Source organism: Cyclobacterium sediminis (assembly GCF_054781075.1).
In genome coordinates, this window is sequence record NZ_BAAGVC010000011.1 from 160,910 (window position 1) to 174,353 (window position 13,444).

Sequence of the window (13,444 nt, forward strand, 5' to 3'; positions counted from 1 at the left end):
TTTATGAAAAGAATTTCAAACAGCCTATTTTGGCGCTTGTCCCTATTTTTTCTAATCATTCTACTTATTATTTCAGGGGTATTTATTTACACTACCCATAATTCGTCTTTGATTTACTCCCAAGAAACTTCACAAAAGCTAAATCGATCGCTTGCTGAAAGAGTAGCCAAGTTCACACAACCATTTATCAATGGTTCAATCAATGAGAAGGAGGTAGAGGACTTGTTTCACAATGTGATGGTTTTAAATCCTTCTGTTGAAGTTTATTTGCTGGATAAGGAAGGAAAAATACTTAGCTATTACGCTCCATTTGGAAAGGTAAAACTTGGCCGACTCGACCTCGTACCTATTCATCGATTTATTAATAATAAAGAAGAATTTATTAAAGGGGAAGACCCAAGGAATCCGGGTATCCAAAAAATATTTTCAGCCGCTAGCATTAAAAACAACGAACAAACTGTGGGGTATATTTATATCATTTTGGCAAGTGAAGAATACACTAGTGTAATAGATATGCTCGCCCATAATTATCAAATCAAGTTGGCCACTAAAGCTGTGTTTATCACATTTTTGACAGCAATAATCGTCGGTTTTATGGTAATCTGGTACCTTACTAAAAATGTTAATAAAATAAGTGTAGCTGTAAATCGGTTCAAACAAGGTGACCTCAAGGCCCGCATTCGTTTACAATCAAAAGGAGAGTTATCTGTATTGGCCAATAACATCGATTCAATGGCGGACACCATTGTCAGCAATATCAATGAAATTCGTTCGGTAGAAAAACTTAGAAAGGAATTAATTTCCAACATTTCCCATGACCTTAGAACACCATTAACATCCATTCAAGGCTATGCAGAGACCTTGGTTTTGCTTGAAGAAAAGTTGGATAAACCAACAAAGATTAAATATTTAAACACCATCCTTTCCAGTACCCAAAGGGTTAAAAAAATGGTGGAAAATCTTTTTGAGATTTCAAAACTAGAAGCCCAGCAGGTGGAAACCAAAAAAGAAACTTTTTCCATTAATGAATTGCTTTCTGATATGGTGATGAAATTCGACCTAATGGCAAAAAGCAAGTCCATTGACTTTAAGATTAACATGGCGGAAAACAACACCTTGGTTTTTGCTGACATTGCTTTGATGGAAAGGGTTTTTCAAAACCTTTTAGAAAATGCCCTGAATCATACTCCAGCGGGGGGGACAGTATTGATTTCCATAGAAAAAAAAGCTACTTCATCCATCGAGGTTACCATCAAAGATACCGGAATTGGTATATCCTCTGAGGAGCTCCCCTATATTTTTGACCGGTATAAAAAAGGAGCCTATGGAACGCACAAAGGCACCGGATTAGGACTTGCTATTGTTAAAAAGATCCTTGAATTGCATAAACTAGACATTAAAGTAGAAAGCGAGTTGAATGTAGGCACTACTTTTTCCTTCAGGCTCCCCGTCTATTCTTAAAATTTGATTTTTTTGTGATCCTTTCGTGATACCCTATCGCTTATTTTGATAAAGTCAAACAATAAATCTTTATCACGATGAGAAAGTCCTCAATTTCGAAAATTTCCTATACAATTTGATCCAAGTACTGCCAACTGAAAAGGCTGAACAAGCCTGTTCTATATCCTCGTTCTGGCTCCATTTAGAATCCAATTAGAAAAAGGATATCAAACTACTCAATCATAGTATAGGCTGGACAGTTAAAAGCTCTCCTAATAAATCAATTGTTAACCAAAAAAAAATACCATGAAAAATGTAAGATTATTTAGCTTTTCAGCCATTCTCGCTTCAATTGTTATGTTCAACGGATGCGACACTAAGGAAGATGAAATGCCTGAGACCATAAGCAGTGAGTTTACTGTTACCATTGAGAATATTTTTGAAGCCAAAGATTATTTTCATACGGGACTTACGGGTTTAATTACCCCCGGAAACAGTGAATCTTTTAGTTTCAATGCGGGCATCGGACACGCCTTAAGCTTTGCTACAATGCTGGTTGAATCCAACGATTTGTTTTATTCTCCGGATGAAGACGGGATCCCCCTTTACGATGAAGATGGAAATCCAGTCATAGGAGATGTAAGCACAATGATTTCCTTATGGGACGCGGGTACCGAAATCAATGAAGCACCCGGAGTAGGCCCCAACCAACCATTGCGACAAAGCGAAGCCAACACTGGACCATCTGAAAACAATCCGGTAAATTTGGTCAATGATACATTTACCTATCCTGCTAGCCAAGAAAGCATCAAGGTGGAAATTGCACATGATGGAGGCACAATGTTTACCATTACCATTACCAATATTTCCGAAAACACCGAATTGCCTTCGCCTTTTGCCCCTGGTGTATGGGTCATTCATAACGATGATCAAATGCCAATTTTCTCAAGTAACGAAATTGCCGGACTTGGTTTGGAGCCTTTGGCCGAAGATGGAGGAAATTCAGTTTTAAACACGGAATTAATGAACAACACAGGATATTTTTCACCACTTGCTCCGGGTGTTTATAGTATAGCTGCTGAAAATATGATCTTTATGAGCGGACAATCATCAAGTGCTGCACTGGAAAGTTTGGCAGAAGATGGAGATGCATCAGGATTTGACCAAGTATTTAACGCACCGGTTGGAATGAGCTCCCCGGGGCCTTTGCTTCCAGGCAGCACTTATTCCTTTACATTTACAGCTGAAAAAGGAGACAAACTATCCTTTGCCAGCATGTTAGTCCAATCAAATGATTGGTTTATTGGGGCAGATAATTTGGATTTATTTTCTAACGGCATGGCCATATCAGGAGACATTACAGGCAATGTATATCTATTTGACTCCGGAACGGAAGAAGATGAATATGCCGGTGCAGGTAAAAATCAACCTTTAAGGCAGGCCGGGCCTAATACCGGTATTGATGAAGGTGGCATTATTAGTAAAGAAGCTAATCCTACTAATAATATTCCAACCCTAGCCGAAATGGTGAAAGTTACCATTACTCCTATGTAAAAGCTTAGACAAGCTTTAAAGCCGAAGTATCCGCTTTCAATCGGTACTTCGGCTTATAATTCCACAAGGATGAGTTCACCGTGAATAGGAAAATTCAACATTTTTAATGCTAAGATGACTTCCTATGTTTTGACCAAGATTACCACCAAAAGACCCACATTGAAATTTCCAATTAACCACTCTTCATTAATTTTATCCGTTTGTACCGTGCAATTTTAGTCTTCTATTTGTATATTCAAATGCAATTCCCAATATTATTTAAAACGATTTTTAATTATGTCATCTGTCAAAGACGCGATAGGTATTAAAGCAGCAAATCAAATACCTGAATCATTGGTCTATTGGGATACGAATGAAATTTGCCAATTTGCTAACACTTCATTTTTAAATTGGCTTGGCAAACCCTACGAAAAGGTGATAGGTAAACTAAGCCTTAGAGATGCATTAGGCCAAAGTTATCAGAAGCAAATCCCCCATTTAAAGGAGGTATTAGCAGGTAATCCGCAAAAATTCTCTTTGGAAATAATTAATGAGAGTAAAGGAGTTAACTATTTTTCCGTCAGCTATACTCCCGATATTGAAAATGATAAATTAATAGGGTTCACAGCTTATTACACCCGGAAAACTGAAACCAATGAAATTACTGAGGTTAAACCTATTTCAATAAATTACCATGAAAATATTCTTGAGTTTGCTCCGGATGCCATAGTTATTATAAATAGCTCGGGCACCATACAATATGTGAATCAACAGTTGGAAAATATTTTTGGGTATGCTAATCATGAAGCAATTGGCCAGAAAATAGAGTTTTTACTCCCGGAAAAACTAAGAGAAAAACACAAATCCCACATCAAGTCATTTTTCCAATCGTCCAATTTCAGGCCAATGGGGAAAGGGTTGGAATTATATGGGCAGAGAAAGAATGGAGAAAATTTCAATGTTGAAATAAGCCTTATACCCGTCCAATTAAATGGAGATTCTTTGGTAATGGCTACAATTAGAGATGTTTCAGAACGAATTAGATTTGAAACGGAGCTGAAAGAAAGCAACAAACGTAATGCCATCTTCATTCAGCAATCACCCTATGCCATTGCCATGGTGGACAAAGAAATGCGATATATGGCCGTGTCTGAAAAGTGGGTTAAAGATTATGTTTTGGAGGGTAAGGAAATTATAGGAAAATCTCATTTCGAAATTTTCCCTAACATTGGAGAAAATCGAAAGAAGATTTATCAAAAATGCTTGAAAGGGGAAACATATATCAAAAAAGAAGAGCTTTTTTTAGGGATTGACGGAAGCAAAAAGTGGGTTAAAATAGATGTTCGCCCTTGGCATATTTCAGAAAACAAAGTGGGTGGGCTACTCATTCATACAGAAGATATCTCGCCCATTAAAAAAGAAGAAATTGAGAAAAAGAGGGTTGAAGCCATATTGGAAAAGACCAATGAAATTTCAAGAATAGGCACTTGGGAATATAATTTAGACGAAGAAAAGTTAATCTGGAGCAAAGTGGTACGTGAGATCCATGAAGTGCCGGAAAATTTTGTACCGGACGTAAATACAGCCATTAACTTTTATAAAGAAGGGAGAAGTCGTGAATTGATAAGTAAGGCAGTGGCAAATGCCATTGAAAAGGGCGATTCATATGATTTGGAATTTGAATTGGTCACGGCAAAGGAAAATGAAGTATGGGTACGTTCCATCGGTCAGGCAGAGTTTATGGAAGGACGTTGTAGACGCATTTTTGGCGTTTTTCAAGACATCACAACAGTAAAAAAGGCTGAAATAAAATTGAATCGTGTCAATGAAGAATTAAATGCAATGTTAAACTCTGAACTGGTTTCAGTAATTGGCACGGACAATCAAGGTACAATCAATCACTTTAACCGGGGTGCTGAAAAGATGCTCCGATATTCCAAGGCTGAAATGATAGGTAAAAAGACGCCTGAGGTTTTTCATTCCATGGAAGAAATTGAAAAAATCGGAAATAAAATATTACCCTCTTCGGATAAAGCAATTAATGGATTTAATATATTTAAGGAAATAGCCAATCAAATAAACATAGGCGCTATAGAGTGTACCTACATTAGAAAGGATGGTAAAAATCTCACTGTTTTGCTTGCCTTAACCACTTTAAAAACTAGCCAAAGAGAAGTTTTTGGCTTTCTAGGAATTGCAACGGACATTACAGAATTGGTGGAAAATCAAAATAAACTTAAAAAAGCCAACGAAAACCTAGAGGTGCTAACTGAAAAACTTACTTCCCAAAACCTTCAACTTGCCAATTTCGCTCATATCACCTCTCATAATTTAAGGGCACCTGCCAATAACTTGAATTCCCTACTCCAATTCTATCATACAAGTGAAGGGCAGGAGATAAAAAGCACCATTATCGAGAACTTTGAAACTGTAAGCAAGCACTTAATTAGCACCTTGGATAATTTAGTAGACTTGCTCAAAATTCAACATGAGGGTTCCAAAAAAATTGAAATCCTCACTTTTGATGAAATATTGGGCAAAACCAAAGAGATGTTGGTTGGTCATATCATGGAATCAAAGGCTCAAATAATTGCAGATTTTTCCCAAGCCCCAAAAATCACTTTTAACCGTATCTTCTTGGAAAGCATATTCCTCAACCTAGTAGGAAATGCAATAAAATACCGTTCTCCTGACAGGGAACCAATCATCCAATTAAAATCTCACAAGGACTCCGGACGAATTGTGCTTTCGGTAAAAGACAATGGTTTAGGCATTGACCTTAAGAAGCACGGAAGAAACTTATTTGGTCTCCATAAAACTTTCCATGAAAACAAGGAAGCCAAAGGAATGGGTTTATTCCTAACCAAAAAGCATGTAGAGGCCATGGGAGGAGTAATTTCGGCCAAAAGTGAGGTGGGGAAAGGGACTACTTTTATCATAAAATTTTAAATCAATTTAAGGATTTGAGTTGTAGGTGTGATTAATTTCGATTTTCTGGCATTTTAAAGTGAAAATCCTATTTGATTTCCGAGATTTGCAGAAAAAAGAAATGAATTGGATCGTATTAATTTTTGCAGGATTATTTGAAGTAGCCTTTGCTTTTTGTCTAGGAAAGGCCAAAGGCAGTTCAGGAAATGAAATGTACCTTTGGTATGCCGGATTTACCCTTGCCCTGTTCATTAGCATGAGTCTATTAATCAAGGCAACCCAGTCTTTACCCATAGGAACGGCCTATGCAGTTTGGACAGGGATAGGAGCAGTAGGAACAGTATTGGTAGGGATTTTGGTATTTAAAGAACCTGCCACATTTTGGAGAATACTGTTTCTTATCAGCTTAGTGGGATCAATTATAGGACTCAAGGTTGTTTCCAATTAACTATCCTATTTAAATAAAAGGAACCAAATATTTGGGCTAAATCCCCTTGAAACTATATGCAATTCCCCCCCCAGCTAAAGCTGGGGGCTATTGATTTTCGGGAATTCCATTGGATGGAAATACAAATCAACCCGCATTGAATCTATACCTGAATTAATTGATTAACCATTAACCCTCAATAGGAACGGGCTTTAGCCCGTTTGTGATGGGCTATGTAATAGCATCCGGCTTTAGCCGAATTTTGAATGCGGTAATGGTGGCCCCTTCCAAATCCCCTATATTTTGGAGGTAGGCAAAATAATTATTTATTAACGCCATCGGGTATATAGTTGGGCTAAAGCCCAATCAAAAACACATTATCCCAATCCTCCAGCTAAAGCTGGGGGCTATTGATTTTCGGGGTTCAATGGACAATTGGAAGCATTAAACCTATTACGGTTTAGCCTAAATCATTTGATTTAGGAAAGCAATCCCCTTGTGAAAAGCATCATTTTTACCCAAAACAATTTGATTAACCATTACCCCTCAATAGGAATGGGCTTTAGCCCGTTTGTGATGGGCTATGTAATAGCATCCGGCTTTAGCCGAAATTAGGATACGGTAATGGTGGCCCCTTCCAAATCCCCTATATTTTTGAGGTAGGCAAAATAATTATTTATTAACGCAATCGGGTATATATTTGGGCTAAAGCCCAATCAAAAACAAATCACCCCAATCCCCCAGCTGAAGCTGGGGGCTATTGATTTTGGGAATCGATTTTTTGAAAATTTAATTCATCTTGAATTTTTCCCTGTATTCGGTAGGGCTTATTCCTTCTTTCTTCTTGAAGAGCCTTGAAAAATAAGGAGGGTATTCAAAACCCAATTCATAGGCCACTTCAGCAACCGTTTTATTTGGATTCAATAATATATTCTTGGCCTCATCTATCAGGTACAATTGTAAATGTTCTGTTGATGTTTTTCCTGTTTCCTTTTTGAGGGTATCACTTAGGTAACGCTGGGAAACCGACAGGTTCTCTGCAATCAGCTCAATGCTGGGAATTCCATTTTCTTGCAATTGCCCCGAATCAAAATATTTTTCCAACTCTAGATTAAACTGCTCCAATAGATCATTTGAAAGCACCTTCCGATTGATAAACTGTCTTTCATAAAACCGATTGGCATACTTCAATAGGGTGCTCAGCTGTGAAACAATTATTTCCTTGCTAAATTCATCCTGATTGTTCTGGTATTCCAGGTCAATATTCTCCACTATTGATTCAATCTGCTTTTCTTCTCGAGGAGAAAGGTGAAGTGCCTCATTGACCGAGTAAGAGAAAAATCCATACTTTTTAATTTGATGGGCCAACTCCGTTCCCTTGATAAAATCTTCATGGAAGTTGATAGAAAACCCCTTTTGCTCAAATACAACACTACTATCCCACTGCAAAACCTGCCTGGGGGCCATGAAAAACAAAGCTCCATTGGTGAAGTCATATTTGGTTCGTCCATAATTTAAATCCCCTTTCACAATTTTTTTGAAGCTAATGGTGTAGCAATCGTTGGTGATGGGTGGTGAACTCTCTTTTGGGCAAGGTAAAAACCCATCTCCTATGGCAGAGAACACACTTAGCATGGGATGCTCCGGACGAGGAAGCTCCAGGTATTCCAAATAGGCCGATAATGTTTTAAAATGTTGCATCTTATTTATCCAATTCTATTGCTGCTTGTTGCAATTGTTTGTTGTATTTGTCGATCCGAGCATGGGCAGTGCCATCAATCAACAAAATCACCACTAACATGGCGATAGCGGTAATCACACTTGCCCTCCAAATAGGTAAATTAACAAATAGAAGTAGGAGCGCACAAGCTGCAATAATTATCGGAATAGCTGTAAAAACAACATTTTCATATTCCTTTAAAGTGCTTTCAGTTCGCTCAAGTTCAGCGGCCACAAAAGCCTTTGCATCTGCATTGTAAGCTGTCTCAAATTGCGTAATTCTTGCTTTATTGGTAAAAAATAATCCTAAGCCTATGATCAATAGCAAAGCACCCGCCACCAAAGCGGGAATGATGTAGGCCTTGGCCATTTCTGTTTTCCCCAATTGCCAAAAAATTAAACTAGCCACCATAAATACCAGTCCAAAAAGGATGAAAAATGGTGTTGAAAAAAGTTCGGCTTTCGCCCAATCAATTGCTGACTTTAATATATCCATGATATTGTAATTTAAAGTTACTTCAATTTATAAATTCCAATTAATACTTGTTGCCTTTTCAGACAACTCCCACAACTTATTTCCAACAGCTCTGTAATTGCTGATTCATAAGCTGTACCGCTTGTGGTTCATGTAAAAATGATAGGTTTACGTTTTCTAATTATTCAATCACCTTACCTTACTCACCAAATCCATTTGCTAATCTATTCTTCGCTAAGCATGATATTATTTATGATTCAAAGATAAAGCCATTGACGGTCTAAACTTTTACACGCATTTTCAAATCTTGTATACTTTTTGGTAAGCTGTATCAAATACTCGTTCATGCCACTGGCAAACTGACTTAACTCTTGATCCATTTATATTTTTTCCAAATAATGCCGTTTCAGGGACTTTTATTAAAGCCTATTTAATCCAACCAAGCTAATTGAATTGGTTCATGGCCTTTCTGGAATAGGACGTTTCATTGATAGCGAACGATAACACGCTGGAGATCACCATAAATTTTGCCTCAAAATTTTGAAGGGTAAAAATCTAATCGTAATATTGCAATGAAATATTTCGAAATATGGGTTTAACAAAATCAGATCTATTTACCAAAGAGCAAAATAATCTGGCGCTTGTGGCCAAAGCTTTTGCTCACCCTGCACGAGTGGCCATCATTCACTTTTTAATTAAAACCAATGCCTGTGTCAATGGAGATTTGGTACAAGAACTTGGCTTAGCTCAACCCACCGTAAGCCAGCATTTAAGAGAGCTAAAAGATATTGGGATCATTCAGGGAACTATTGAAGGGCCTAGGGTAAGCTATTGTATCAATCCAACGAGATGGAATGAAATCAAGGACTTGTTTAACCAAACATTCGAAAAGTTTAAAAATCCTAATCAAGGAGATTGTTGTTGAAAAAATTTTAACAGAGCCATCGTAATAATGCAATAAAACAATATCAAAAATCATAATAAAAATGTAAGGAAAACCAAAAGAAGAAGCCATTACCATGTGTCCCGAACTAAGTAAATACATTGAAACCGTGAAGGCCGGTAGGGAAGCTATACCCCAAGATCGTAAAAATCAACTAAAGAAAATCGCCCTTTTCGTAAAGACCAAAAAACAATCCAATGAGGATGCAAATTTAACTTTCATTTGTACCCATAACAGTAGAAGGAGTCATATGAGTCAAATATGGGCATCTACAGCAGCCAACTAATTTAATATTGCAGAAGGAATCAATACTTTCTCGGGTAGATAAAAACGTAGTAGATTCAATAATCATTTACAGAATCCAATACAGGTAGTAAAACTTCAAATAAGCCCCTAAACCACAGGGTATAATTTTATATCAAAGTTAAAAGTGTTTATATCAGTAATAAAAAAGAAAATGAGCAATAAAAAACTAAGTTTTCTGGATCAATACCTTACCCTTTGGATCTTTATAGCCATGGGTTTGGGAGTAGGTATTGGCTACCTTATCCCATCTAGCGCTTCATTTATTGAATCTTTTAGTAAAGGAAGTACCAATATCCCCATTGCCATCGGTCTAATCCTAATGATGTACCCTCCCCTGGCCAAGGTTAATTACAGCTTACTACCAAAAGTATTTAAAAACGTAAAAATTCTATCCGTATCTTTATTGCTTAACTGGATCATTGGACCGGTTCTGATGTTTGTTCTGGCCTTGCTGTTCCTCCAAGATTATCCTGAATACATGGTGGGCTTAATCTTAATTGGATTGGCACGTTGCATTGCCATGGTTTTGGTTTGGAATGACCTGGCGGAAGGAAGTAGTGAATATGGTGCCGGTCTGGTAGCGCTCAACAGTATCTTTCAGGTCTTTGGCTATAGTTTTTATGCGTGGATTTTCATCACAGTTTTACCTCCTTATTTTGGTTTCGAAGGAGCCATTGTTGACATTTCCATAGCCACCATTGCAGAAAGTGTAGCCATCTATTTGGGCATTCCTTTTTTGGCAGGCATGCTTAGCAGATTCTTCCTAATAAAATACAAGGGCGAAACTTGGTATACCAACAAATTTATTCCGGCCATTTCTCCATTAACATTGATTGCACTCTTGTTTACCATTGTTGTGATGTTTTCACTAAAGGGGGAGATGATTGTGAAAATCCCAATGGATGTGGTGCGCATCGCGATCCCATTATTGATTTATTTCACCTTAATGTTCCTAATAGGCTTCTTTATAAGCAAAGCAACCGGTGCTGAATACGACAAAAATGCATCGATTGCTTTTACCGCTGCAGGGAATAATTTTGAGCTTGCTATAGCGGTAGCCATTGCCGTATTTGGTCTAAATTCAGGCCAGGCTTTTACCGGAGTAATTGGCCCCTTGGTAGAGGTTCCTGCTTTGATATTATTGGTAAGAATATCCCTTTGGCTAAAGAAGAAATATTATGGTCAACCCCTTCCTACTGAAAAATGAAAATCGCTATCTTCTCTGATATCCATGCCAACCTTCCGGCACTAGAAGGTTTTTTCAAGGATATAGACCAAGTAAATCCGGACGCCATTTACTGTTTGGGTGATTTGGTAGGGTACAATGTGTGGCCCAATGAGGTGGTTAGGAAGATCCGGGAAAGGAACATCCCTACAATAATGGGAAATCATGAAGAAGCCTTACTTAAGCCCCCGGCAAAGGAAGAACAATTTACCAATAAGGGGCTGACAAGATCCTTGCTTACTGAGGAAAATAGAGAATATTTGATCAATCTACCCAGACACTTGTCCCTAACCTTTAGCAATTCTTGGGGGGATTTTAATTGGCTAATGGTTCATGGAAGTCCCAAATCAACTACAGATTATATGGTGGAAGACTATCCTGAATCGGAGGTCTTGGAGTTGATGGATCAAAATCGGGCAGACCTGCTACTTTGTGGACATACCCACAAACCCTTCCACAGCATAATAAAATCCAGAGATAGATATAAGCATGTAATCAATATCGGTTCCGTAGGTAAACCTAAAGATGGAGACAGCCGGCTTTGCTATGCACTTATTGAGTTCAACCAGTCCCTAAATTCACATAATTCTGATTCGTTAATAGTAAGCTTTCGCAGAATTGAATACGATATAGAAAAGGCGGCGAGGGCTGTTGAAGTAAGTGCTTTTGACAATTCATTGGCAACCGCTTTAAGAATTGGAAAATAGAATAACCAGTCATTTCAACCACAGAAAAATTGTCCTACCCCTAGGTTTACTCTGAGACTGAAAGCGAATCTATTTTCATTGTCGGCATGGTTTGGTACCAATTGACAACCTTATCAGTCAATGCTTTCACTCTTTGGGGCTCCATTTCAGCCAGATTTTGATTTTCCCCTTCATCTGCAGCAATATTATATAGTTCCGGTCTTCCTCCATCATAATCACAAAGAAGTTTCCAATCACCATCCCGAACAGCCAGGTCAGGGAGGTTTTCAAAACCATAATAATTTTTCCTATCGGGAGGCCTGCTATAGAAAATTGGTGATTGACGTGATAAACTGGATTTACCAAGCAGGGTTTCCAATACATTTTCACCATCCGAAATGGTATTTTCAGAAGCTTTCACCCCGGTAAAAGCAAGCAATGATGGCTTCAAATCGATGGCCGAAAATACGGATGTATTGTTCCTCTTTCCTTTGGTTTCCTCATTTATAAATGTGGATCCCCAGACAATCAAGGAAGAGCGGATACCACCTTCATACAAATGGGTTTTATACCCTTTCAAATCCCCCGCACTTCCGGCCCCTAGCTCCGGACCATTGTCTGAGCAAAAAACAATCAAGGTATTCTCACGTAGGGATTCATGATTGTTAACAAAGTCGAAGAGCTTACCGAATTGTAAATCCATTTCTTCCAAAACTGCATGATACAAATCCTCCTTGCTTGATTCTTTGGTCAGTCCGTACTCCTTAAATGATGGCCAATACGGACTGTGGACATCATCAGGCCAGATATTTACGTAAAATGGTTTTTTCTCATTTTGAGCTTTATCCATAAAGCCTATGGCTGCATCAATAAAACCGGAGGTGATTTCAGATCTTTGCATCCAAGTGACAGGACCTCCAAGAATTTCTGCATCTTCCCATATACGCCCCACTTTCCCGTTTTCATCCATGGTCAAGGGCAACAACTTTGCTCCCATGCCCTCAAAATTGGTTAAAGATTCATCAAACCCATAATCCGTGATGGGAGGAGCTTCGGTAACATCTCTTTGCCCACCCATATGCCATTTCCCAAAATGGCCGGTTACATATCCCGCTTGCTTAAGATCCCTGGCTAGCATGGGAGCAGCAGGATCCAACCAATTTGCAAGGCCTCTTTCCGCATTAACCTTCCGATAGGCCAAATAGGATGTAATGTTCCACCTTTGCGGATAAGTGCCTGTGGATATGGCCACCCGTGATGGGGAGCAGATGGGAGAATTTACGTAAAATTGATCAAACCGAATACCTTCAGCAGCCAACTTGTCAATATTGGGGGTTTCAGCAGAAAGATTGCCGAAACTAGACAAATCCCCATAGCCCATATCATCAATGAAAATGAGTACAATATTGGGTTTTAAATCTTTTTTATCCAGATTACAAGCGACTAGAAAAGACATCACCACAACAATAAACAAGCATGGTGCTTTTTTAAAGGGTAAAAAATCAAATTTTGACATATTTTTTATTTGGGTTGACACAACTTGATACATAAAATGCTTTCTCACAGACCTAAACTAAGAATTTACCTGCTTAAATTAAAAAACATAGGGCAGGAAAAATGAGCCAGCCAAATTTATCAAGCATTTGACAGCCCCCAAAACCTCTTGTTGATTTTTAGACCTCTCACCAAATAAAAATATTGTTTTATCCATTCAAAACAATTAAATTCAAACTTATTAACCGTAGAGATGTGAGCATTCAAT

General features: G+C 38.2%; 11 protein-coding genes. 8 read left to right on the forward strand and 3 right to left on the reverse strand.

Features of this window, described 5'->3' with window-relative positions:
- Window positions 1–3: 3 nt before the first annotated feature.
- From ACYVHJ_RS13675 to ACYVHJ_RS13690, 4 genes are all read left to right on the forward strand, one after another.
- Entirely contained in the window at window positions 4–1,461 is a 1,458-nt protein-coding gene (locus tag ACYVHJ_RS13675; protein ID WP_460515654.1) for a sensor histidine kinase, read from the forward strand.
- Window positions 1,462–1,746: 285 nt separating this feature from the next.
- Window positions 1,747–2,994 carry a spondin domain-containing protein gene (locus ACYVHJ_RS13680; RefSeq protein ID WP_460515656.1) on the forward strand — a complete coding sequence of 416 codons (1,248 nt, stop codon included), beginning with the start codon at window positions 1,747–1,749 and terminating at the stop codon, window positions 2,992–2,994.
- Between the two features lie 276 nt (window positions 2,995–3,270).
- Window positions 3,271–5,922, forward strand: coding sequence for a PAS domain S-box protein (locus ACYVHJ_RS13685; RefSeq protein WP_460515658.1), 2,652 nt, complete (start codon window positions 3,271–3,273; stop codon window positions 5,920–5,922).
- 100 nt (window positions 5,923–6,022) lie between these two features.
- Window positions 6,023–6,349 carry a DMT family transporter gene (locus ACYVHJ_RS13690; protein WP_460515660.1) on the forward strand — a complete coding sequence of 109 codons (327 nt, stop codon included), beginning with the start codon at window positions 6,023–6,025 and terminating at the stop codon, window positions 6,347–6,349.
- Window positions 6,350–7,117: 768 nt separating this feature from the next.
- Here the strand turns inward: ACYVHJ_RS13690 and ACYVHJ_RS13695 are convergent.
- Together ACYVHJ_RS13695 and ACYVHJ_RS13700 are read right to left on the reverse strand one after the other, a co-directional pair.
- Complete coding sequence (locus ACYVHJ_RS13695) at window positions 7,118–8,029, reverse strand: helix-turn-helix domain-containing protein (protein WP_460515662.1); 912 nt, start codon at window positions 8,027–8,029, stop codon at window positions 7,118–7,120.
- 1 nt (window position 8,030) lies between these two features.
- Window positions 8,031–8,543: a hypothetical protein gene (locus tag ACYVHJ_RS13700; RefSeq protein WP_460515664.1), complete on the reverse strand. Its 513-nt coding sequence runs from the start codon at window positions 8,541–8,543 to the stop codon at window positions 8,031–8,033.
- A 568-nt stretch (window positions 8,544–9,111) separates the two neighbouring features.
- Here ACYVHJ_RS13700 and ACYVHJ_RS13705 point away from each other — a divergent pair.
- From ACYVHJ_RS13705 to ACYVHJ_RS13720, 4 genes are all read left to right on the forward strand, one after another.
- The gene (locus tag ACYVHJ_RS13705; protein WP_339901890.1) at window positions 9,112–9,447 is read left to right on the forward strand and encodes an ArsR/SmtB family transcription factor; all 336 of its coding nucleotides are present in this window, start codon (window positions 9,112–9,114) and stop codon (window positions 9,445–9,447) included.
- Window positions 9,448–9,541: 94 nt separating this feature from the next.
- Window positions 9,542–9,751: a hypothetical protein gene (locus ACYVHJ_RS13710; RefSeq protein ID WP_339901889.1), complete on the forward strand. Its 210-nt coding sequence runs from the start codon at window positions 9,542–9,544 to the stop codon at window positions 9,749–9,751.
- Window positions 9,752–9,922: 171 nt separating this feature from the next.
- Window positions 9,923–10,978 carry an arsenic resistance protein gene (gene arsB / locus ACYVHJ_RS13715; protein ID WP_460515666.1) on the forward strand — a complete coding sequence of 352 codons (1,056 nt, stop codon included), beginning with the start codon at window positions 9,923–9,925 and terminating at the stop codon, window positions 10,976–10,978.
- Window positions 10,975–11,703, forward strand: coding sequence for a metallophosphoesterase family protein (locus ACYVHJ_RS13720; RefSeq protein ID WP_460515668.1), 729 nt, complete (start codon window positions 10,975–10,977; stop codon window positions 11,701–11,703). The genes arsB and ACYVHJ_RS13720 overlap by 4 nt, the downstream gene beginning before the upstream one ends.
- Window positions 11,704–11,749: 46 nt before the next feature.
- Here the strand turns inward: ACYVHJ_RS13720 and ACYVHJ_RS13725 are convergent, their stop codons facing one another.
- Window positions 11,750–13,198, reverse strand: a complete 1,449-nt coding sequence (locus tag ACYVHJ_RS13725) for a sulfatase-like hydrolase/transferase (RefSeq protein ID WP_460515670.1) — start codon at window positions 13,196–13,198, stop codon at window positions 11,750–11,752.
- Window positions 13,199–13,444 lie beyond the last annotated feature (246 nt).

Bases quoted from the DNA above. Each gene is read 5' to 3' on its own strand.
- ACYVHJ_RS13675 (WP_460515654.1), top strand. From the start codon at position 4: ATGAAAAGAATTTCAAACAGCCTATTTTGGCGCTTGTCCCTATTTTTT.
- ACYVHJ_RS13680 (WP_460515656.1), top strand. From the start codon at position 1,747: ATGAAAAATGTAAGATTATTTAGCTTTTCAGCCATTCTCGCTTCAATT.
- ACYVHJ_RS13685 (WP_460515658.1), top strand. From the start codon at position 3,271: ATGTCATCTGTCAAAGACGCGATAGGTATTAAAGCAGCAAATCAAATA.
- ACYVHJ_RS13690 (WP_460515660.1), top strand. From the start codon at position 6,023: ATGAATTGGATCGTATTAATTTTTGCAGGATTATTTGAAGTAGCCTTT.
- ACYVHJ_RS13695 (WP_460515662.1), bottom strand. From the start codon at position 8,029: ATGCAACATTTTAAAACATTATCGGCCTATTTGGAATACCTGGAGCTT.
- ACYVHJ_RS13700 (WP_460515664.1), bottom strand. From the start codon at position 8,543: ATGGATATATTAAAGTCAGCAATTGATTGGGCGAAAGCCGAACTTTTT.
- ACYVHJ_RS13705 (WP_339901890.1), top strand. From the start codon at position 9,112: ATGGGTTTAACAAAATCAGATCTATTTACCAAAGAGCAAAATAATCTG.
- ACYVHJ_RS13710 (WP_339901889.1), top strand. From the start codon at position 9,542: ATGTGTCCCGAACTAAGTAAATACATTGAAACCGTGAAGGCCGGTAGG.
- arsB (WP_460515666.1), top strand. From the start codon at position 9,923: ATGAGCAATAAAAAACTAAGTTTTCTGGATCAATACCTTACCCTTTGG.
- ACYVHJ_RS13720 (WP_460515668.1), top strand. From the start codon at position 10,975: ATGAAAATCGCTATCTTCTCTGATATCCATGCCAACCTTCCGGCACTA.
- ACYVHJ_RS13725 (WP_460515670.1), bottom strand. From the start codon at position 13,198: ATGTCAAAATTTGATTTTTTACCCTTTAAAAAAGCACCATGCTTGTTT.